At 74.6% G+C, this 24198-nt stretch carries 1 pseudogene; it reads right to left on the minus strand.

The window, feature by feature from the left end:
• Positions 1 to 285: 285 nt before the first annotated feature.
• Positions 286 to 24189: pseudogene (locus tag RVR_RS37450) on the minus strand (SDR family NAD(P)-dependent oxidoreductase); the annotation flags it as partial.
• Between the last annotated feature and the right edge of the window lie 9 nt (positions 24190 to 24198).

The raw sequence follows: 24198 nt of genomic DNA on the forward strand, positions 1-24198 counted from the left end.
CTCCGTCTCGATCAGCGAGAAGTGGTCGGCGGCGATCTCCACCTGGCCGTCGCAGATGTTCCACGCCGGCCAGTCGGAGACGTCGTCGCTGTCGCCCAGCGGCTGTCCCGCCCGGATCAGCAGGCTCGGGGCGCTGATCCGGTCGAGGCGGCGCTCGGTGAGCAGCCGCACGTAGGTGCCCATGGCCAGCCAACTGGCGTCGTCGATCACGGTGGCCCCGTGACCGCGGTCGAGGATCTCGGCCATCACCAGGGAGAAGACGCCCAGGATCTGCTTCTCGTCCGTCGGCGTGGGGGTGTCGAGCATGACCACACCGGCCGGACCGGCGTCCTCGGCCTCCAGGCGGGCGGCGATCGAGTGCGCCAGCACGCCGCCGATCGAGTAGCCGACCAGGACGAAGGGGTCGTCCCCGACCGCGCGGCGGATCGACGCGGCCAGGACGTCGATCGCGGCGCGCCAGGAGCCGGGCGCCGAGTCCGTGCCGTGGAAGCCCGGCAGCGAGCAGGCGAACACGTCCCGCTTCCCCTCGAAGCCGTCGGCGAACCGCATGAACTGGTGCGGGCCGGAGCCGGGCATGAAGGACGGCACGCAGACCAGCTTGGGCAGGCCCGCGCCCGAGGCGAGCTTGACGACGTATCCGCCGGCGTCGGGCAGGTCGGACGAGGTGAAGGACGGCCGGAACCTCGACGCGTCGGTGAGCAGCGGCAGCGCCTCGACCAGCGACTGCGTCGCGTGGGCGTGGCGGATCAGCGCGCTGAACGTGCCGTCGCCGGACGACCCGCCCGACGCGTCGGCGGCGGTCCCGGCCGCGGGTCGCGCCGCGCCCGTACCGGCCGCGTCGGCCTGGGCCGCGGTCTCGCCCACCAGGAACCGGGCCACGGCCGCGGGTTCCGGGTGGTCGAAGACCAGCGTCGTGGGCAGGCGCAGGCCGGTGGCCTGGGTCAGCCGGTTGCGCAGTTCGACGGCGGCCAGCGAGTCGAAGCCGAGGTCCCGGAACCCGCGGCCCGGGTCGACCGCCTCCGGCGAGGGGTGGCCCAGCACGGCCGCGACGTGCGACCGGACCAGTTCGAGCGCCACGGACGGGCGTTCGCCCTCGGGCACCGCGGCCAGCCGCCGTGCCGTTGTCCCGCCGGCCGCCTGGGTGCGGCGGGCCGGGGAGCCGACCAGGCCGGCCAGCAGCGGCGGCAGCAGTCCGCCGCCGGACTGGACGCGCAGCGCGCCCAGGTCGAACCGGGCCGGAACCATCAGGGCCCGGTCGTGCGCGCGGCCCCGGTCGAACAGGTCCAGGGCCAGCGGCGCCGGCATGGGCAGCACGCCCTGCCGGGCCAGCCGGGACAGTGCGGCCTCGTCGAGGCCGCCGGCCATCCCGGTCTCCTCGGCCCACAGGCCCCAGGCCAGCGACACCGCCGGCCGCCCGGACGCCCGCCGCCGCGCGGCCAGAGCGTCCAGGACGGCGTTGGCGGCGGCGTAGTTGCCCTGCCCCGAGCTGCCGATCAGGCCGGCCGCCGACGAGAACAGGACGAACGACCTCAGGTCCGCGTCCGCGGTCAACTCGTCGAGCAGCAGCGCCGCGTCGACCTTGGGCCGCATCACCCGGTCCAGTTGCTCCGGCGCCAGCGCGGTGACCACACCGTCGTCCAGGACACCGGCGGCGTGCACGACCCCGGTCAGCGGGACGTCCAACGACGCGAGCAGGTCCGCCAGTTGCCCGCGGTCCGTCACGTCGCAGGCCGCGACCCGCACCCGGCAGCCGAGGTCCTCCAGTTCCGCCGCCAGCTCGGCCGCGCCCGGCGCCTCCGGGCCGCGCCTCGACGCCAGCACCAGGTCCCGAGTGCCGCCGGTGGCGACCAGGTGCCGGGCGACCAGGGCGCCCAGGCCGCCGGTACCGCCGGTCACCAGCACCGCGCCGTCCGCGTCGAGCGGCCCCGGCACGGTGAGGACCACCTTGCCGGTGTTGCGGCCCTCGCGCAGGAACCGGAACGCCTCCTGGCCGTCCCGCACGTCCCAGGTCCGCACCGGCGCGTGCGCCAGCACACCCCGGGCGAACAGGTCCAGCACCTCGCCCAGCATGGCCTGGATGCGGTCCGGTCCGGCCTCGAAGGAGTCGAACGCCCGGTACCGCACACCGGGATGGGCGTCGGCGATCTCCCGCGGGTCGCGGACGTCGGCCTTGCCCATCTCCAGGAACCGGCCGCCGTTCGGCAGCAGGCTCAAGGACGCGTCGACGAACTCGCCGGCCAGGGCGTTCAGGACCACGTCCACGCCCTCGCCGCCGGTCTCCCGGGCGAAGGTCTCCGCGAAGCCGAGGTCGCGCGAGTTGGCGATCCGCTCCGCCGGCACCCCCAGCGCGCGCACCGCGTCCCACTTCGCCGGGCTCGCGGTCGCGTAGACCTCCGCGCCCAGGTGCGTGGCGAGCTGCACCGCCGCCATCCCGACACCACCGGCCGCCGCGTGCACCAGCACCCGTTCCCCGGCCGCCAACCCGCCGAGGTCCACCAGCCCGTAGTACGCCGTCAGGTACACCACCGGGACCGCCGCCGCCTGTGCGAACGACCAGCCGTCCGGGACCGGCGCGACCAGTCGGCGGTCCACGATCGCCGCCGTGCCGAACGACTCGGGGATCAGACCCGTCACCCGGTCACCGGGCGCCAGGTCGGTGACGTCGGCCCCGGTCTCCAGGACCACGCCCGCGGCCTCGCTGCCGAGCGGCGCGTCCCCGGGGTAGAGGCCGAGCGCGATCAGCACGTCGCGGAAGTTGAGACCCGCCGCCCGCACCGCGACCCGGACCTCACCCGCCTCCAACGGGCGGTCCGCGCCGGAGGGCACCAGCTTCAGACCCTCCAACGACCCCTTCTCGGCCGCCGACAGCAGCCACGGGCCCTCGGCGGGAACGGCCGGCGCGGCCGCCCGGGCCAGCCGGGGGGCCAGCACCAGGTCGCCGCGGACCGCGACCTGCGGCTCGTCCAGCGCCCCGAGCGCGGCCCAGTCCGGCGCCGCCGCCCCGTCCCCGCTGTCGGAGCGGTCGGAGCCGTCGATGCCGCCGTCGCCGTCGTCGCCGCTGTCGACCGGGTCCAGGTCCACCAGAGCGAAGCGTCCCGGGTGCTCGGACTGCGCGCTGCGCACCAGACCCCACACCGGGGCCTGGCCGAGGTCGGGCGCCTCGGCGCCCACCCCGGCACCGCCGCGGGTGACCACCACGAGGCGTGCCCCGGACAGCGGTTCGCTGCCCAGCCAGCGCTGCACCAGCGCCAGCGCGTCCGCCGTCGCGGCCCGCACGGTGGCGGCCTCGTCGCCGACCGCCGGCGTGCTCCCGACCGCGGTCACGACCACGTCGGGCACCGCCGCGCCCGCGGTCACCGCCGCCTCCAACGCGTCCAGGTCCGCGTGCCGCTCCCCGGCGCCGTCCTGCTCGCCCAGGATCACGACCCTGGCCGCCGCGGTGCCGGCCGTGACCGGCACCCAGTCCACGGCGAAGAGCGATCCGTCGGCCGCGCGCCCGGCTCCCGCCAACTGCGCCGGGTCCACCGGCCGGGAGGTGAACTCCCGTACGCCGCCGACGTGTCCGCCGAACTCGTCGGCGAGGTCGATGCGGGTCGTGGACGGTCCCGCCGGGGCGATCCGGACCCGGACCCGCGAGGTGCCGCGCCGGTCCAGCCGGACACCGGACCAGGAGAACGGCAGCTCGACGCCCGAGACGTCGTCGTGGTCGAGCAGCCCGCCGTGCAACGCCGCGTCCAGCAGCGCCGGGTGGATGCCGAACGCCTCGGCGGAGCCGGCCTCCTCGTCCGGCAGGACCACCTCGGCGTAGACCTCGTCACCGTCGCGCCAGGCCGCCCGCAGCCCCTGGAAGACGGGACCGTAGGCGTAACCCGCGTCGGCCAGCCGCTCGTACAGCCCGTCGACCGGCACCGCGACGGCGCCGGCGGGCGGCCAGGAGGCCGGGAACGGCACCACGGAGGAGGCGTCCTCCGGCGCGAGCCTGCCGCGGGCGTGGCACGTCGCCCCGGGCCGCTCGCCGTGCTCGGCGGCCTGCGGACGGGTGTAGACCGCCAGCGCGCGGTGGCCGCTCTCGTCGGGTTCGGCGACGGTGACCTGGAGGTGGACGGCCTCGCCCGCGGGCAGCGGCAGCGGCGCCTGGAGGACGAGTTCCTCGACCACGGGGGTGCCGACCTGCCGGCCGGCGGCCAGGGCGAGTTCGGCCAGGGCGGCGCCGGGCACCAGGACCGTGTCGAGCACGGCGTGGTCCGCCAGCCAGGGCTGGGTCTCCAGGGACAGGCGGCCGGTCAGCAGCCACTCGTCCCGGTCGCCGACCGGGACGGCCGCGACCAGCAGCGGGTGGTCGAGCCGCGCCTGGCCGGCCGCGGCCGCGTCGCCCGCCGCGGCACGGGGCAGCAGCCAATAGCGTTCGTGCTGGAAGGCGTAGGTGGGCAGGGACACGGTGGTGGCACCGGTCCCGGCGTAGAACGCCGCCCAGTCCACCGCGACACCCGCCGCGTGCACCTGACCGAGGAACGCGGCGAACGCCTCCGGCTCACCCAACCTCGCCCGCAACGCCGGCACCAGCACCGCCTCACTGCCGGCCTCGGACCCCGCCTCATCCACCACCTGACGGGCCAGGGCGGTGAGCGATCCGTCCGGACCCAACTCCAGGAAGCGCGTCACCCCCAGTTCGGCCAGCGCGCTGATCCCGTCCGCGAACCGCACCGCCTCCCGCGCATGCCGCACCCAATACCCCGGATCAGCCAGCTCACCGGACCCGGTCACGGTGCCGGTCAGGTTCGACACCACCGGGATCGACGGCTCGCAGAACACCAACCGCCCCGCCACCTCGGCGAACTCCGCCAACATCGGCTCCATCAACGCCGAGTGGAACGCATGCGACACCCGAAGGCGCGTCGTCTTACGGTCCCGCCACCGCGGCAAGAGCAGCCACGCGTCCAAAGCCTCCTGCTCCCCCGAAACCACCACCGCCCGAGGGCCGTTCACCGCCGCCACCGACAACCGACCGGCGAACCCCTCAAGCGACTCGACGACCTCGGCCTCCCCGGCCTGCACCGCCACCATCCCGCCACCCGAAGGCAACCCGCTCATCAACCGACCCCGCGCCGCCACCAACGCCGACGCGTCCGCCAACGACAACACCCCCGACACGTGCGCAGCCGCGATCTCCCCCACCGAATGACCGACCAGGAAGTCCGGACGCACCCCCAGCGACTCCACCAACCGGAACAACGCCACCTCGACCGCGAACAACCCCGCCTGCGTGTACTGCGTGTCGTTCAGCAGTTCCGCGTCCGCCGAACCCTCCTCAGCGGCCAACACCACCGACAACGGCCGCTCCAACAACGGGTCGAGATGCCCGCACACCTCCTCCAACGCCCCCGCGAACACCGGGAACACCCCCGCCAACCCCGCACCCATCCGAGCCCGTTGCGCACCCTGACCCGAGAACACGAACGCCGTCTTGCCCGCGTCGGTCCGCCCCTGAACCACACCCGCGCCCGGCTCACCCGACGCCAACGCCCCCAACCCCGCCACCAACGCATCCCGATCCGACGCCGACACCGCCGCCCGGTACTCCAGATGCGCCCGAGTCGTCGCCGCCGACCACCCCACATCCAGCACACCCACCCCCGGCCGCGCCACCACGAACTCACGCAACCGCGCCGCCTGCGCCCGCAACGCCACCTCATCCCGCGCCGACACCACCACCGGCACCACCGGCACCACCGGGGAGACTCCCGCGGCCGGCTTCGGAGAGGCCGGACCCGAGGCCGGGACCGTCTCCTTCGGCGCGGGCGCCTCCTCCAGGATCATGTGCGCGTTGGTGCCACTGACGCCGAAGGACGAGACGGCCGCGCGGCGCGGGCGACCCGGGTCCGTCCAGGGACGGGCCTCGGTGAGCAGCTTGACCGCGCCGGACTCCCAGTCGATGTGCGGGCTGGGCTCGTCCGCGTGCAGCGTCGCCGGCAGGTGCCGGTGGCGGAGCGCCTGCACCATCTTGATCACACCGGCCACGCCCGACGCGGCGGACGAGTGGCCGATGTTGGACTTGATCGAGCCGAGCCACAGCGGCTGCTCGGCCGGTCGGTCCTGGCCGTAGGTCGCCAGCAGGGCCTGGGCCTCGATCGGGTCGCCGAGCTTCGTGCCGGTTCCGTGGCCCTCGACCGCGTCCACCTGGTCGGGCCGCAGCCCGGCCGCCGACAGCGCGGAACGGATCACCCGCTCCTGGGCCGGACCGCTCGGCGCCGTCAGCCCGTTCGAGGCGCCGTCCTGGTTCACCGCGCTGCCCCGGATGACAGCGAGCACCTTGTGTCCCAGGCGCTTCGCGTCCGACAGGCGCTCCATCACCACCAGCCCGGCACCGTCGGAGAAGCCGGTTCCATCGGCCTCGGCGGCGTAGGACTTGCAGCGGCCGTCGGGCGAGAGGCCGCGCTGCCGGGAGAACTCCACCAGCAGGAACGGCCCGGACATCACCGTCACGCCCCCGGCCAGCGCGAGCGAGCACTCGCCGTTGCGCAGCGCCTGCGCCGCCAGGTGCATCGCCACCAGCGACGAGGAGCACGCCGTGTCCACCGACACCGCCGGGCCCTGGAAGCCGAAGGTGTAGCTCAGGCGACCGGACATCACGCTCGTGGTGGTGCCGGTGAGCCGGAACCCTTCGAGGTCCGGCGTCGCCCCGCCCGCGTACTCCGACGCGACCGCGCCGCAGAAGACGCCGGTGTCGCTGCCGCGCAGCGAACCAGGATCGATCCCCGCGTCCTCCAGCGCCTCCCACGCACCCTCCAGCAACAACCGCTGCTGCGGGTCCATCGCCAACGCCTCACGCGGACTGATCCCGAAGAACCCCGCGTCGAAGTCCCCGGCACCGTCCAGATACCCGCCACCCCGCGCGTACACCGTCCCCGTCCGGTCCGGGTCCGGGTCGTACAACCGCTCCAGATCCCAACCACGATCCCCCGGAAGCTCCGAGATCGCGTCCCGGCCACTCGCCACCAGATCCCACAACTGCTCCGGCGACGACGCACCCCCCGGATACCGGCACGCCATCCCCACGATCGCCAACGGCTCGTCCACCTCCGCCCGCCGCCGCGCCGGAACCCGTACGGCGGGCGCGGCCGCGGTCGGGGACTCGGCGCCGGGAACCTGGCGCACGAGGAACTGCGCCGCGGCGAGCGAGGTGGGGTGGTCGAAGACCAGGGTGGCCGGCAGCTTGAGTCCGGTCGCCTGGGCGAGGCGGTTGCGCAACTCCACGGCGGCCAGCGAGTCGAAGCCGAGTTCCTTGAACGCGCGTCCCGGGTCCACCGCCGACGCCGACGCGTGCCCGAGCACCGCCGCCACCTGCGTCCTCACCAGGTCCAGCGCCACCTGCTCCCACTGCTCGCGGTCCACACCCGCGAGCCGCTTCGCCAACGATCCCCCGCCGCCCGCACGGGCCGTACGCCCGGGTGTGCGGACCAGCCCGGCCAGCAGCGGCACCGCCGTCCCCGCCCGCGCCTGCTCCCGCAGCGCCGCCAGGTCCAGTTGCACCGGCGCCACCAGCGCCGCGTCCACCCGCTGGGCCGCGTCCAGGAGTTCGAGACCGAACTCCGCGGACAGCGGCTGCACGCCCATCCGGTTGAGCCGGGTCAGTTGGGCCGCGTCGAGTTCCCCGGTCATCCCGGTCTCCGCCGCCCACAGACCCCACGCCAACGACACCGCCGGACGGCCCTCCGCCCGCCGCCGCGCCGCAAGAGCGTCCAACCCCGCGTTCGCCGCCGCGTAGTTGCCCTGACCCGCACTACCGATCAACGCAGCCACCGACGAGAACAACACGAAGGACTGGAGGTCGGTGCCGGTCGTGAGCTCGTCCAACAACAGCGCCGCGTCCAACTTCGGCCGGACCACCCGCTCCAGTTGCTCCGGCGTCATCGACGCCAGCAGACCGTCGTCGAGGACACCGGCCGCGTGCACCACACCGGCGAGCGGAGTGTCCAACGAGCCCAGCAGCGCCGTCAGTTGACCGCGGTCCGCCACGTCGCAGGCCGCGACCCGCACCCGGCAGCCGAGGTCCTCCAGCTCCGCCGCCAACTCGGCCGCGCCCGGCGCCTCCAGACCACGCCGCGACGCCAGCACCAGATGCCGGGCCCCGTTGACCGTGACCAGGTGCCGGGCGACCAGTGCGCCCAGGCCGCCGGTGCCGCCGGTCACCAGCACCGCGTGCCCGGGGTCGGCCGGCTGCGGCACGGTGAAGACGACCTTGCCGGTGTTGCGGCCCTCGCGCAGGAACCGGAACGCCTCCGCGTACTGCCGGATGTCCCAGGTGCGTATCGGCGCGTGGGTCAGCACGCCGCCGGCGAACAGGTCCACGATCTCGGCGAGCATCCGGCCCAGCCGCTCGGGGCTGACCTCGAAGAGGTCGAACGAGCGGTACTCCACGCCCGGGTGGGCGGCGGCGACGGCCTGCGGGTCGCGGACGTCGGCCTTGCCCATCTCCAGGAACCGGCCGCCGCGCGGCAGCAGGCCCAGCGAGGCGTCGACGAACTCGCCGGCCAGCGCGTCCAGGACCACGTCCACGCCCTCGCCGCCGGTCTCCCGGGCGAAGGTCTCCGCGAAGCCGAGGTCACGGGAGTTGGCGATCCGCTCCGCCGGCACGCCCAGCGCGCGTACGGCCTCCCACTTCGCCGGGCTGGCGGTCGCGTAGACCTCCGCGCCCAGGTAGTTGGCCACCTGGACCGCAGCCATCCCGACACCGCCGGCGGCGGAGTGGATGAGCACGCGTTCCCCGGCCGACAGCCCGGCCAGGTGCTTCAGCCCGTAGTAGGCCGTGAGGTACACCACCGGGACGGCGGCCGCCTGTTCGAACGACCAGTCCGCCGGGATCCGTGCGACCAGCCGCCGGTCCACGATCACGACGGGGCCGAAGGTGTCGGCGGTCATGCCCATCACCCGGTCGCCGGGTGCCAGGTCCGTGACGTCGGCGCCGGTCTCCAGGACGGTGCCGGCGGCCTCGCTGCCGAGTGTGGCGTCGCCCGGGTACAGGCCGAGCGTGATGAGCACGTCGCGGAAGTTCAGGCCCGCGGCCCGCACCGCGATCCGGACCTCGCCCGGCTCCAGCGGGCGGTCGGTGTCGGCGGGCACGAGCGCCAGGCCCTCCAGCGATCCCTTCGTGGCCGCCTGGAGCAGCCACGGGCCCTCGGTGGGCGCCGCGGAGGCGGTGGCCCGGGCCAGCCGGGGAGCCAGTACCCGGTCGCCGCGCACCGCGACCTGGGTCTCGTCGAGCGCGGCGAGCACGGCCCAGTCCAGCGCCGCGGCCGCGTCGTCACCGCCCCCCTCGGAGCCGTCGCCGCCGATGCCGCCGACCGGGTCCAGGTCCACCAGGGCGAAGCGTCCCGGGTGCTCGGACTGGGCGCTGCGCACCAGACCCCACGCGGCGGCCGCCGCCACGTCCGGCGCTTCTCCACCGGTGGAGATCGCGCCCCGGGTCACCAGCACCAGCCGAGCCCCCGACAGCGCGTCGGCGGCCAGCCACTCCTGCACCAGCGCCAGCGTCCGCGCGGCCGCCGCACGCACCGTCCCCGCGGCGTCCGCCGCGTCCGCCGCGGCGTCGTCGGGGGCCGCGCCGGACGGCACCGCCGTCACCACCGCGTCCGGCACCGCCGCGCCGGCCGCGACCGCCGCGAGCAGCGCGTCGAGGTCGGCGAAGCGCGGGTCCGCACCGGTGTCCGCACGCGCGGCCGGGTCCTCGGCCTGGTCCGCCGCCGATCCCGCGGCCGGCTCGGGCACGTCGCCGAGCAGCGCGACGCCCACCGGGGCGGCGCCGCCCATTCCGGCGACCTCGTTCCACTCCATCGTGAACAGCGATCCGTCGGCCGCGCGCCCGGCGCCCGCCAACTGCGCCTGGTCCACCGGCCGGGAGGCGAGTTCCCGGACGGACGCGATCGGCGCGCCGGTCTCGTCGGCGATGTCGATCCGCGTGCCCGACGGTCCCGCCGGGGTGATCCGGACCCGCGCCCGCGAGGTGCCGCGCTGGTCCAGCCGGACACCGGACCAGGAGAACGGCAGCTCCACCGGGGTGGTCCCGTCCCGGTCGAGCAGCCCGCCGTGCAACGCGGCGTCCAGCAGGGCCGGGTGGATGCCGAACCCGCTCGCGGAGCCGGCCTCTTCGGGGAGGTCGATCTCGGCGTAGACGTCCTCGCCGTCGCGCCAGGCCGCCCGCAGCGCCTGGAAGGCGGGGCCGTACGCGTAGTCGGCGTCGGCCAGCCGGTCGTACAGCCCCTCGACCGCGACCGGTTCGGCGCCCTCCGGCGGCCACTCGGCCGGGAACGCCAGGGCGAGCAGCCCGGCCTCCTCAGCCAGGGTGCCGCGGGCGTGGCACGTCATCACGCCGGCCGCGGCGGCCGGGTCGTCCTGCCCGGCGACAGCCGAGCGGGTGTAGATCGCCACGTCCCGGCGCCCGTCGGGTCCGGGTTCGCCGACCATGACCTGCAACGGCACCGCGTCGCGGTCCGGCACCGGCAGCGGCACCTGGAGCACCAGCTCGTCGATGACCGGGCAGCCGACCTGCCGGCCGGCCGCCAGGGCGAGTTCGACCAGCGCCGCGCCCGGCACGATGACCGCGCCGAGGACGGTGTGGTCCCCACTCCACGGCTGGATCTCCTGCGAGAGCCGACCGGTGAACAGCCACTGGCCCTGGTCGCCGACCGGGACCGCGGCGGTGAGCAGCGGGTGGTCGAGCCGCGCCAGTCCGGCGGCGGCGGGGTCGCCCGCCCCGACCAGCGACGCCAGCCAGTAGCGTTCGTGTTGGAAGGCGTAGGTGGGCAGGGACACCGTGGTGGCGCCGGTCCCGGCGTAGAACGCCGCCCAGTCCACCGCGACACCCGCCGCGTGCACCTGGCCCAGGAACGCGGCGAACGCCTCCGGCTCACCCAGCCTCGCCCGCAACGCCGGCACGAAAAGCGCCTCACCGCCGGCCTCGGACCCCGCCTCGTCCACCACCTGACGCGCCAGGGCGGTGAGCGACCCGTCCGGACCCAACTCCAGGAAGCGCGTCACCCCCAGTTCGGCCAGCGCGCTGATCCCGTCCGCGAACCGCACCGCCTCCCGCGCATGCCGCACCCAATACCCCGGATCAGCCAGCTCACCGGACCCGGTCACGGTGCCGGTCAGGTTCGAGACCACCGGGATCGACGGCTCGGAGAACACCAACCGCCCCGCCACCTCGGCGAACTCCGCCAACATCGGCTCCATCAACGCCGAGTGGAACGCATGCGAGACCCGAAGGCGCGTCGTCTTACGGTCCCGCCACCGCGGCAAGAGCAGCCACGCGTCCAGGGCTTCCTGCTCCCCCGAAACGACCACCGCCCGGGGGCCGTTCACCGCCGCCACCGACAACCGACCGGCGAACCCTTCGAGCGAGTCGACGACCTCGGCCTCCCCGGCCTGCACCGCCACCATCCCGCCACCCGAAGGCAACGCACTCATCAACCGACCCCGCGCCGCCACCAACGCCGACGCGTCCGGCAGGGAAAGGACCCCGGACACGTGCGCGGCCGCGATCTCCCCCACCGAATGACCGACCAGGAAGTGCGGGCGGATGCCCAGGGATGCCGCCAGCCGGAAAAGAGAGACCTCGACGGCGAACAGTCCGGCCTGCGTGTACTGCGTGTCGTTCAGCAGTTCCGCGTCCGCCGAACCCTCCTCAGCGGCCAACACCACCGACAACGGCCGCTCCAACAACGGGTCGAGATGCCCGCACACCTCCTCCAACGCCCCCGCGAACACCGGGAAGGCTCCCGCCAACTCCGCACCCATCCGGGCCCGTTGCGCACCCTGACCCGAGAACACGAACGCGGTCTTGCCCGCGTCGGTGCGCCCCTGGACCACCCCCGCGCCCGGCTCACCCGATGCCAACGCCCCCAACCCCGCCACCAACGCGTCCCGATCCGACGCCGACACCGCCGCCCGGTACTCCAGATGCGCCCGAGTCGTCGCCGCCGACCACCCCACATCCAGCACACCCACCCCCGGCCGCGCCACCACGAACTCACGCAACCGCGCCGCCTGCGCCCGCAACGCCACCTCGTCCCGCGCCGACACCACCACCGGCACCACCGGCAGGGTCCTCTCGGGCTCGGTCCGCGGTTCCTCGGCGACCACCGGGGCCTCTTCGAGGATCACGTGCGCGTTGGTGCCGCTGACACCGAAGGACGAGACGCCCGCGCGGCGCACCCGCTCCCCGGCCGGCCACGGCTGCGCGTCGGTCAGCAGCCGGACCGCGCCCGACTCCCAGTCCACCCGCGAGGACGGCGCGTCCACGTGCAGGGTGGCGGGGAGCTGCTGGTGCCGCAGCGCCTGCACCATCTTGATGACGCCCGCGACACCGGCGGCCGTCGAGGAGTGCCCGATGTTGGACTTGATCGAGCCCAGCCACAACGGCCGGTCGGCCTCACGGCGTTGGCCGTAGGTCGCCAGCAGCGCGTGCGCCTCGATCGGGTCACCGAGCTTGGTGCCGGTGCCGTGGCCCTCGACCGCGTCCACCTCGTCGGGCCGCAGCCCGGCCGCCGACAGCGCGGAACGGATCACCCGCTCCTGGGCGGGACCGCTCGGCGCCGTCAGCCCGTTGGAGGCGCCGTCCTGGTTCACCGCGGTGCCGCGCAGTACGGCGAGCACGTTGTGGCCCAGACGGCGCGCGTCCGACAGCCGCTCCAGGACGATCAGGCCGAGCCCGTCGGAGAAGCCGGTGCCGTCGGCGCCCTCGGCGTAGGAGCGGCACCGCCCGTCGGGCGAGAGCCCGCGCTGCCGGGAGAACTCCACCAGGAGGAAGGGACCCGCCATGACCGTGACGCCGCCGGCCAGCGCGAGCGAGCACTCGCCCGACCGCAGCGCCTGCGCGGCGAGGTGCATCGCCACCAGCGAGGAGGAGCACGCCGTGTCCACCGACACCGCCGGCCCTTCCAGGCCGAGGCTGTAGGCGACCCGGCCCGAGACCACGCTCGTGGTTCCGCCGGTCATCCGGAAGCCTTCGAGCTCCGCGCCACCGCCTCCGGCCATCAGGCCCGAGATGTAGTCGGAGGGGCCGACACCGCAGAAGACGCCGGTGTCGCTGCCGCGCAGCGAACCAGGATCGATCCCCGCGTCCTCCAGCGCCTCCCAGGCGCCTTCGAGCAGCAGCCGCTGCTGCGGGTCCATCGCCAACGCCTCACGCGGACTGATCCCGAAGAACCCCGCGTCGAAGTCCCCGGCACCGTCCAGATACCCGCCACCCCGCGTGTACACCGTCCCCGCACGGTCCGGGTCCGGGTCGTACAACCGCTCCAGATCCCAACCACGGTCCCCCGGAAGCTCCGAGATCGCGTCCCGGCCACTCGCCACCAGATCCCACAACTGCTCCGGCGACGACGCACCCCCCGGATACCGGCACGCCATCCCCACGATCGCCAACGGCTCGTCCACCTCCGCCCGCCGCCGCGCCGGTGCCCGCGTGGCCACCGCCTTCACGGCGCCGGCGCCCGACAACTGCCGCACCAGGAAGCCCGCCACCGCCGTCGGCCTCGGGTGGTCGAAGATCAGGGTGGCCGGCAGCTTGACGCCGGTCGCCTGGGCGAGGCGGTTGCGCAGTTCCACGGCGGACAGGGAGTCGAAGCCGAGTTCCTTGAACGCGCGTCCCGGGTCCACGGCCGACGCCGACGCGTGGCCGAGCACCGACGCGACCTGCGCCGTCACCAGGTCCAGCGCCACCTGTTCCCACTGCTCGCGGTCCACGCCCGCGAGGCGCTGCGCCAGCGACCCGGCGCCACCCGCGCGCTCCGGGCGTTTCGGTACCCGGACCAGCCCGGCGAGCAGCGGCACCGCCGTCCCCGCCCGCGCCTGCTCCCGCAGCGCCGCCAGGTCCAGTTGCACCGGCGCCACCAGTGCCGCGTCCACCCGCTGGGCCGCGTCGAGCAGTTCGAGTCCCAGGTCGGAGGGCAGCGGCTGCACGCCCATCCGGTTGAGCCGGGTCAGTTGGGCCGCGTCGAGTTCCCCGGTCATCCCGGTCTCCGCCGCCCACAGACCCCACGCCAACGACACCGCCGGACGGCCCTCGGCCCGCCGCCGCGCCGCAAGAGCGTCCAACCCCGCGTTCGCCGCCGCGTAGTTGCCCTGACCCGCACTGCCGATCAACGCCGCCACCGACGAGAACAACACGAAGGACTGGAGGTCGGTGCCGGTCGTGAGCTCGTCCAACAACAGCGCCGCGTCCAACTTCGGCCGCATCACCCGATCGAGCTGCCCCGGCGACAACGACGCCACCAGACCGTCGTCCAACACACCCGCCGCATGGACGACCCCGGTCAACGGGACCTCCAACGAGCCCAACAGCGCCGCCAGTTGCTCCCGGTCCGCCACATCACACGCCACGACCCGCACCCGCGCGCCGAAGTCCTCCAGCTCCGCGGCCAGCTCGGCCGCGCCCGGCGCCTCCGGGCCGCGACGGGACACCAGCACCAGGTGCCGGGCACCGTTGACCGTGACCAGATGCCGCGCCACCAGGGCCCCCAGACCACCCGTACCACCGGTCACCAGCACCGCGCCGTCCGCGTCGGCGGCCGCCGGGGGTGCGGAGGACACGACGGCCCGCGCCAGGCGCGGCGCCACCACCAACCCACCGCGCACCGCCACCTGCGGCTCGTCGAGCGCGGCCAGCGCGGCCCAGTCCGGGGCCACTCCACCGATCTCACCGGCCGGGTCCAGGTCCACCAGGGCGAAGCGGCCCGGGTGTTCGGACTGCGCGCTGCGCACCAGACCCCACACGGCCGCCGCCGCCACGTCCGGTGCCTCGCCGCCCGTGGAGACCGCGCCCCGGGTCACCAGCACCAACCGGGACTCCGCCAGCACCTCGGCGGCCAGCCACTCCCGCACCAGCCCCAACGTCTCCGCCGCCGCGACATGCGCCGCCGCGGCCACCTCCTCCGCACCCCCGTCCGCACCCACACCCGACGAAGCCGCCACCACCACCGCACCCGGCACCACCGCACCCGACGCCACCGCCGCCACCAACGCACCCAGATCCGCGAACCGCCCCTCCACACCGCTCAGTTCGCCGAGCGCCGCCACCTGCGGGCGTACGGCGTCAGCGGCCGATGCGACCGGGGTCCAGTCGAGTGTGTGGAGCGATCCGGTCTCCGTCCGCCGTGCGCCGTCCAGTTGCGCCTGGTCCACCGGACGGAAGGCGAGCTGCTCGGCGCTGACGACCAGTCGGCCCTGCTCGTCGGCGATGTCGACGTGCAGCGTGGAGTCGGCCGTCGAGCTGATGCGGACCCGGACCCGGGCGCAGCCGGGCACCCCGAGCCGCACGCCCGCCCAGGAGAAGGGCAGTTGGGCGGCGTGGTCGCCGCCCTTGTCGAGCCAGCCGAGCCCGCTGTGCAGCGAGGAGTCCAGCAGTCCGGGATGGATGCCGTACCGGCGGGCGCCGGCGACGTGGTCGTCGGGGAGGACGGCCTCGGCGTAGACGTACTCGTCCTGCTCCCATATGGCGTGCAGGGCCTTGAAGGAGGGCCCGTAGTCGTAGCCGAGGTGGGCGAGCCGCTCGTAGAAGCCGTCGACGGAGACGGGCTCCGCGTCCTGCGGCGGCCACGCCCGCGCCCAGTCCAGGGACGCGGGGAGGGCGGTGTCGGGTGACAGCACGCCGCGGGCGTGGCAGGTGGGCCGGGCGCCCTCCTGGCCGGCGCCCTCACCCGGCGCGGTGTAGATCGCGATGTCCCGGCGCCCCTCCTCGTCCGGCGCGCCGACGGTCACCTGGAGGTCGAGTTCCTCGTCCTCGGCGAGCAGCAGCGGGACCTGGAGCACCAGTTCCTCGACGACCGGGGCCTCCACCTGGCCGCCGGCGGCCAGCGCCAGCTCGGCCAGGGCCACACCGGGGACGATCACCGTGCCGAACACGGCGTGGTCCTGGATCCACGGCTGGGAGTCCTGCGACACCCGCCCGGCGAAGACCCACTCGTCGCGGTCGCCGACACGCACCGCCGCCGACAGCATCGGGTGCCCGAACCGCGCCAGGCCGGACCCGGCCAGGTCGCCGCCGCCCGCCCGTACGGGCAGCCAGTAGCGGGACCGCTGGAACGCGTAGCCCGGCAGGTCCACCCGCCGGGCACCGGTCCCCGCGTAGAACGCGGCCCAGTCCACACCGACCCCCGCCACATGCGCCTCGGCCAGCGACATCGCGAACCGGCCCGGTCCCCCCTCACCACGCCGCAACGACCCCACCACCCGCACCAGATCGCCGCCCTCCACCTCCTGCACCGTCTCGCTCACCGCCGAGACCAGCACCGGATGCGGCGACATCTCCAGGAACGAACGCGCTCCTCGCGCGGCGAGCGACCGGACCGCCTCCTCGAAGCCGACCTGGCCGCGCAGGTTCGCGTACCAGTACCCGCCGTCCAACGTCTCCGTGCTCACGAAGCCACCCGCCGCCGTCGAGTAGAACGGCACCCGACCCGCCCGCGGCACAAGAGGCGCCAACACCTCCAGCAACTCCTCCTCCATCACCCCGACCTGCGCCGAGTGCGACGCGTAGTCCACCGGCACGCGACGTGCCCGGACGCCTTCCCGCTCCCACTCCTCCAGCAGTTCGTCCAGCGGACCCGGCTCACCCGACACCACCACCGACCGCGGACTGTTCACCGCCGCCACCGACACCCGACCCCCGAACCGACCGATCCACCCCTCCACCTCACCCACCGACAACCCCACCGACACCATCCCCCCCAACCCCGCCAACCGCTCCCCCACCAACCGCGACCGCAACGCCACCACCCGCACCGCATCACCCAACGACAACCCACCCGCCACATACGCCGCCGCAATCTCCCCCTGCGAATGCCCCACCACCACATCCGGCTCCACCCCCACCGAACGCCACACCGCCGCCAACCCCACCATCACCGCGAACAACACCGGCTGCACCACATCCACCCGCTCCAACGACGGCGCCCCCACCACCTCCCGCAACACATCCACCACACGCCACCCCACCAACCGCCCCAACTCCTCATCACACGCCGCCACCTCCCCCGCGAACACCGCAGAGGACTCCAACAACCCCACCGCCATCCCCACCCACTGCGCCCCCTGCCCCGGAAACACGAACACCGTCTCGCCCGACGACGCCCGGCCCTGGGCGAGGGACCCGCCCGGCTCACCGGCGGCCAGTCCCGCCAGGTCCGCCAGCAGGCCGTCGCGATCGGCCGCGGAGACGGCGGCGCGCAGCTCCAGGTGGGAACGCGTCAGCGCCGTGGAGTACCCGACGTCCGCCAGGCCCAGCCCGGGCCGCGCGATCAGGTGCTCCCGCAACCGACCCGCCTGCGCCCGCAGCCCCGCCTCGTCCTTCGCCGACACCAGCACCGGCACGACCGGCAGGGTCCTCGCGGGCTCGGTCTGCGGCTGCTCGGCGGCCGGCTCCGGTGCGGGCGCCTCCTCCAGGATCATGTGCGCGTTGGTGCCGGAGACGCCGAAGGACGAGACGGCCGCGCGGCGCGGGCGACCCGGGTCCGTCCAGGGACGGGCCTCGGTGAGCAGCTTGACCGCACCGGACTCCCAGTCGATGTGCGGGCTGGGCTCGTCCGCGTGCAGCGTCGCCGGCAGGTGCCGGTGGCGGAGCGCCTGCACCATCTTGATCACACCGGCCACGCCGGCCGCGGCCGAGGAGTGGCCGATGTTGGACTTGATCGAGCCGAGCCACAGCGGCTGCTCGGCCGGTCGGTCCTGGCCGTAGGTGGCCAGCAGGGCCTGGGCCTCGATCGGGTCACCGAGCTTGGTGCCGGTGCCGTGGCCCTCGACCGCGTCCACCTGGTCGGGCCGCAGCCCGGCTGCCGACAGCGCGGAACGGATCACCCGCTCCTGGGCCGGACCGCTCGGCGCGGTCAGCCCGTTCGAGGCGCCGTCCTGGTTCACCGCGCTGCCCCGGATCACGGCGAGGATCTGGTGCCCGAGGCGCTTCGCGTCCGACAGGCGCTCCATCACCACCAGGCCGACACCGTCGGAGAAGCCGGTCCCGTCGGCCTCGGCGGAGTAGGCCCGGCAGCGGCCGTCGGGCGAGAGGCCGCGCTGCCGGGAGAACTCCACCAGCAGGAACGGCCCGGACATCACCGTCGCCCCGCCGGCCAGCGCGAGCGAGCACTCGCCGTTGCGCAGCGCCTGGGCCGCCAGGTGCATCGCCACCAGCGACGAGGAGCACGCCGTGTCCACCGACACCGCGGGGCCCTGCAACCCGAAGGTGTAGCTCAGCCGTCCGGACACCACGCTCGTGGTGCTGCCGGTGAGCCGGAAGCCTTCCAGTTCCGGGGTCGAGCCGTTGCCGTACTCGGAGGCCACGGCGCCGGTGAAGACGCCGGTGTCGCTGCCGCGCAGCGAACCCGGGTCGATCCCCGCGTTCTCCAGCGCCTCCCAGGCGCCTTCGAGCAGTAGCCGCTGCTGCGGGTCCATCGCCAACGCCTCACGCGGACTGATCCCGAAGAACCCCGCGTCGAAGTCCCCGGCACCGTCCAGATACCCGCCACCCCGCGCGTACACCGTGCCGGCGCGCTCCGGGTCCGGGTCGTACAACCGCTCCAGATCCCAACCACGGTCGCCGGGCAGGCCCGATATCGCGTCCCGGCCGGAAGCGACCAGGTCCCACAGTCCCTCGGGCGAGGAGACGCCGCCCGGGTAGCGGCAGGCCATGCCCACGATCGCCAGCGGCTCGTCCACGTCGGCCCGCCGCCGGGCTGGAACCCGTACGGCCGCCGCCTTTCCTGCGCCCGCGTCGGCCCCGGGCACCTGCGCCACCAGGAACGTCGCCACCGCCGTCGCGCTCGGGTGGTCGAACACGAGCGTGGCGGGCAGTTTGAGTCCGGTCGCCTGGGCGAGCCGGTTGCGCAGCTCGACCGAGGACAGGGAGTCGAAGCCCTGCTCCTTGAACGCCCGGACGGCGTCCACGGCCGACGCCGACGCGTGACCGAGCACCGCCGCGACCTGCGCCGTCACGAGGTCGAGCGTCACCCGCTCCCACTGCTCGCGGTCCACGCCCGCGAGGCGCTGCGCCAGCGACCCGCCCCCGCCCGCACGGCCCACTCGGCCCGGTGCGCGGACCAGCCCGGCGAGCAGCGGCACCGCCGTCCCCGCCCGCGCCTGCTCCCGCAGCGCCGCCAGGTCCAGTTGCACCGGCGCCACCAGTGCCGCGTCCACCCGCTGGGCCGCGTCGAGCAGTTCGAGTCCCGACTCCGAGGACAGCGCCTGCACGCCCATGCGCTCCAGGCGTGCGAGGTGCGCGGCGTCGAGCTCCCCGGTCATCCCGGTCTCCGCCGCCCACAGACCCCACGCCAACGACACCGCCGGACGGCCCTCGGCCCGCCGCCGCGCGGCAAGAGCGTCCAACCCCGCGTTCGCCGCCGCGTAGTTGCCCTGACCCGCACTACCGATCAACGCCGCCACCGACGAGAACAACACGAACGACCGCAACCCCGCGTCCGCCGTCAACTCGTCCAGCAGCAGCGCCGCGTCCAACTTCGGCCGCATCACCCGATCGAGCTGTCCCGGCGACAACGACGCCACCAGACCGTCGTCCAGCACACCCGCCGCATGGACGACCCCGGTCAACGGGACCTCCAACGAGCCCAACAGCGCCGTCAGTTGCTCCCGGTCCGCCACATCACACGCCATGACCCGCACCCGCGCGCCGAGACCCTCCAACTCCGCCGTCAACCCGGCCGCACCCGGCGCCTCCAGACCACGCCGCGACGCCAACACCAGATGCCGGACACCGCCGGTGACGACCAGATGCCGTGCCACCAGGGCCCCCAGGCCGCCGGTACCACCGGTCACCAGCACCGCGCCCTCGGCACCGGCGTCCGCCGCCGACTCGACCGCAGGCGCCGAGGACACGACGGCCCGCGCCAGACGCGGCGCCACCACCAGCCCACCGCGCACCGCCACCTGCGGCTCGTCGAGCGCGGCCAGCGCGGCGAGTTCCACCTCTGCCGCGTCGCCCTCGGCATGCGCGTCCAGGTCCACCAGGGCGAAGCGTCCCGGGTGTTCGGACTGCGCGCTGCGCACCAGACCCCACACGGCCGCCGCCGCCACGTCCGGTGCCTCGCCGCCCGTGGACACCGCCCCCCGGGTCACCAGCACCAACCGGGACTCCGCCAGCACCTCCGCGGCCAACCACTCCCGCACCAGCCCCAACGTCTCCGCCACCGCGACATGCGCCGCCGCGGCCACCTCCTCCGCACCCCCGCCCGCACCCACACCCGACGAAGCCGCCACCACCACCGCACCCGGCACCACCGCACCCGACGCCACCGCCGCCACCAACGCACCCAGATCCGCGAACCGCGCCTCCACACCGCTCAGTTCGCCGAGCCCCGCATCCCCGTCCGCGTCCGTCTCCGTGCGGACGACCGCGCCCGGCACGGCGACCTCGCCGAGCACCGCGACACCGGCCGGAGCGGCGCCGCCCGCTCCCGCGACCTCCGTCCAGTCGACCGTGAACAGCGACGCGTCCGCCGCGCGCGCCGAACCCGCCAACTGCGCCTGGTCCACCGGTCGCAGGACGAGGGACCGGACCGACACCACCGGGGCGCCGGTCTCGTCGACCGCGTCGAACCGCACCGTGGAGTCGCCGAGGGCCCCGGCGCGCACCCGTACCCGCGAGACGCCGCGGCGGCCGAGCCGGACGCCGGTCCAACTGAACGGCATCTTGTGCTGGCTGCCCCCGGTGAAGAGGGGCACTCCGCCCTGCACCACGGCGTCGAACAGCGCCGGGTGGATGCCGAACGCGCCGGCGGCCGCGGTGTGCTCGTCGTCGAGGGCGACGTCGACGTAGATGTCGTCCCCGTCGCGCCAGGCCGCGCGCATCCCCTGGAACACCGGACCGTAGTCGTAGCCCAGTTCGGTCAACTGGTCGTACAGCCGCTCGGCCGGGACCGGTTCGGCGTCCTGCGGCGGCCACTGCGCCGCCCACTCCGCGGCCGGCTCGAACCCGGGCTCGTCCTCGTCCCCGGCGGCCACCACGCCCCGCGCGTGGCAGACGGCGGCGTCGTGCCCGCCGCCCTCGGGGACGGTGTAGATCGCCACGGCTCGGTGGCCGTTCTCGTCGGCCTCGGCGAGGGTGACCTGCAACTGCACCGCGGCGTCGCCGGCCAGCAGGAAGGGGGTGCCGAGGACCAGTTCCTCCACCACGGGGCAGCCCACCTGGCGGCCCGCGGTCAGCGCGAGCTCCACGAGCGTGACGCCGGGCACCACGACCGTGCCGAACAGCATGTGCTCCGTGACCCAGGCGTCCGAGTCGGTGCTCATCCGCCCGGTGAACAGCCACTGGTCCTGGTCGCCGATCCGCACACCCGACGTGAGCAGGGGGTGGTCCACGCGCTCGGCACCGGGGGCGACCGCCCCGGGCATCGCGGCGCCCGGCGCCAGCCAGTAGCGTTCGTGCTGGAAGGCGTAGGTGGGCAGGGACACGGTGGTGGCACCGGTCCCGGCGTAGAACGAAGCCCAGTCCACCGCGACACCCGCCGCGTGCACCTGACCGAGGAACGCGGCGAACGCCTCCGGCTCACCCAACCTCGCCCGCAACGCCGGCACCAGCACCGCCTCACTGCCGGCCTCGGACCCCGCCTCATCCACCACCTGACGGGCCAGGGCGGTGAGCGACCCGTCCGGACCCAACTCCAGGAAGCGCGTCACCCCCAGACCGGCCAGCGCGCTGATCCCGTCCGCGAACCGCACCGCCTCCCGCGCATGCCGCACCCAATACCCCGGATCAGCCAACTCCCCCGACGACGCCACCGAACCCGAGACGTTCGACACCACCGGGATCGACGGCTCGCAGAACACCAACCGCCCCGCCACCTCGGCGAACTCCGCCAACATCGGCTCCATCAACGCCGAATGGAACGCATGCGACACCCGAAGGCGCGTCGTCTTACGGTCCCCCCACCGCGGCAAGAGCAGCCACGCATCCAGGGCCTCCCGCTCCCCCGAAACCACCACCGCCCGAGGACCGTTCACCGCCGCCACCGACAACCGACCGCCAAACCCCTCAAGCGAGTCGACGACCTCGGCCTCCCCGGCCTGCACCGCCACCATCCCGCCCCCGGCAGGCAACCCGCTCATCAACCGACCCCGCGCCGCCACCAACGCCGACGCGTCCGCCAACGACAACACCCCCGACACATGCGCGGCCGCGATCTCCCCCACCGAATGACCGACCAGGAAGTCCGGACGCACCCCCAGCGACTCCACCAACCGGAACAACGCCACCTCGACCGCGAACAACCCCGCCTGCGTGTACTGCGTGTCGTTCAGCAGTTCCGCGTCCGCCGAACCCTCCTCAGCGGCCAACACCACCGACAACGGCCGCTCCAACAACGGGTCGAGATGCCCGCACACCTCCTCCAACGCCCCCGCGAACACCGGGAAGGCGCCCGCCAACCCCGCACCCATCCGGGCCCGTTGCGCACCCTGACCCGAGAACACGAACGCCGTCTTCCCCGACTGCGTCCGCCCCTGGACCACCCCCGCACCCGGCTCACCCGACGCCAACGCCCCCAACCCCGCCACCAACGCGTCCCGATCCGACGCCGACACCGCCGCCCGGTACTCCAGATGCGCCCGAGTCGTCGCCGCCGACCACCCCACATCCAGCACACCCACCCCCGGCCGCGCCACCACGAACTCACGCAACCGCGCCGCCTGCGCCCGCAACGCCACCTCGTCCCGCGCCGACACCACCACCGGCACCACCGGAGCCTGGGCCCGATCCGCCGGCGGGGCCTGGCGCCCGGACTCGGCCGGAGCCTCCGCCGGGGCCTCCTCCAGGATCAGGTGGGCGTTCGTGCCGGAGATCCCGAAGGACGACACGCCCGCGCGGCGCACCCGCTCCCCGGCCGGCCACGGCTGCGCGTCGGTCAGCAGCCGGACCGCGCCCGACTCCCAGTCCACCCGCGAGGACGGCTCATCGACGTGCAGCGTCGCCGGCAGCACCTGGTGCCGCAGCGCCTGCACCATCTTGATCACGCCCGCGACACCGGCCGCCATCGAGGAGTGCCCGATGTTCGACTTGATCGAGCCCAGCCACAGCGGGTCCGCGTCCTCACGTCCCTGGCCGTAGGTGGCCAGCAGCGCGTGCGCCTCGATCGGGTCGCCGAGCTTCGTGCCCGTGCCGTGGCCCTCGACCGCGTCCACCTCGTCGGGCCGCAGCCCGGCCGCCGACAGCGCGGAACGGATCACCCGCTCCTGCGACGGACCACTCGGCGCGGTCAGCCCGTTCGAGGCGCCGTCCTGGTTCACCGCGCTGCCCCGGATCACCGCCAGCACCCGGTGGCCGCGGCGCTTCGCGTCCGACAGGCGCTCCATCACCACCAGGCCGACACCGTCGGAGAAGCCGGTGCCGTCGGCGCCCTCGGCGTACGACTTGCACCGGCCGTCGGCGGCCAGCCCCCGCTGCCGGGAGAACTCCACCAGCAGGAACGGCCCGGACAGCACCGTCACGCCGCCGGCCAGCGCGAGCGAGCACTCGCCCGACCGCAGCGCCTGCGCCGCCAGGTGCATCGCCACCAGCGACGAGGAGCACGCCGTGTCCACCGACACCGCCGGGCCCTCCAGGCCCAGGCTGTAGGCGACCCGGCCCGAGACCACGCTCGACGTCCCGCCGGTCAGCCGGAACCCCTCCAGGTCGGACCGGCCGCCCAACTGCGTCCCGGACCCCGGGTAGTCGGTGAGGCCGACCCCGCAGAACACCCCGGTGTCGCTGCCGCGCAGCGACTCCGGGTCGATGCCCGCGTCCTCCAGCGCCTCCCACGAACCCTCCAGCAGCAGCCGCTGCTGCGGGTCCATCGCCAACGCCTCACGCGGACTGATCCCGAAGAACCCCGCGTCGAAGTCGCCCACGCCGTCGGCGAATCCGCCGCGCTGGGCGTAGAAGGTCCCGAGCTTCTCCGGGTCCGGGTCGTACAGCCGCTCCAGGTCCCAGCCGCGGTCCTCCGGCAGCCCCTGCATCGCGTCCCGGCCCGTCGCCACCAGGTCCCACAGTTGCTCGGGCGACGAAGCGCCGCCCGGGTAACGGCAACTCATCCCCACGATCGCCAGCGGCTCGGTCGCCTGGGCCATGAGCCGCCGGTTCTGCTGCCGCAGCCGTTCCGCTTCCTTGACCGACCGCCTCAGGGCCTCGACGAGCTCGTTCTGGTCGCCAGCCATGCTTGTTCC

It is taken from the genome of Streptomyces sp. SN-593 (assembly GCF_016756395.1).
GTDB lineage: Bacteria > Actinomycetota > Actinomycetes > Streptomycetales > Streptomycetaceae > Actinacidiphila > Actinacidiphila reveromycinica.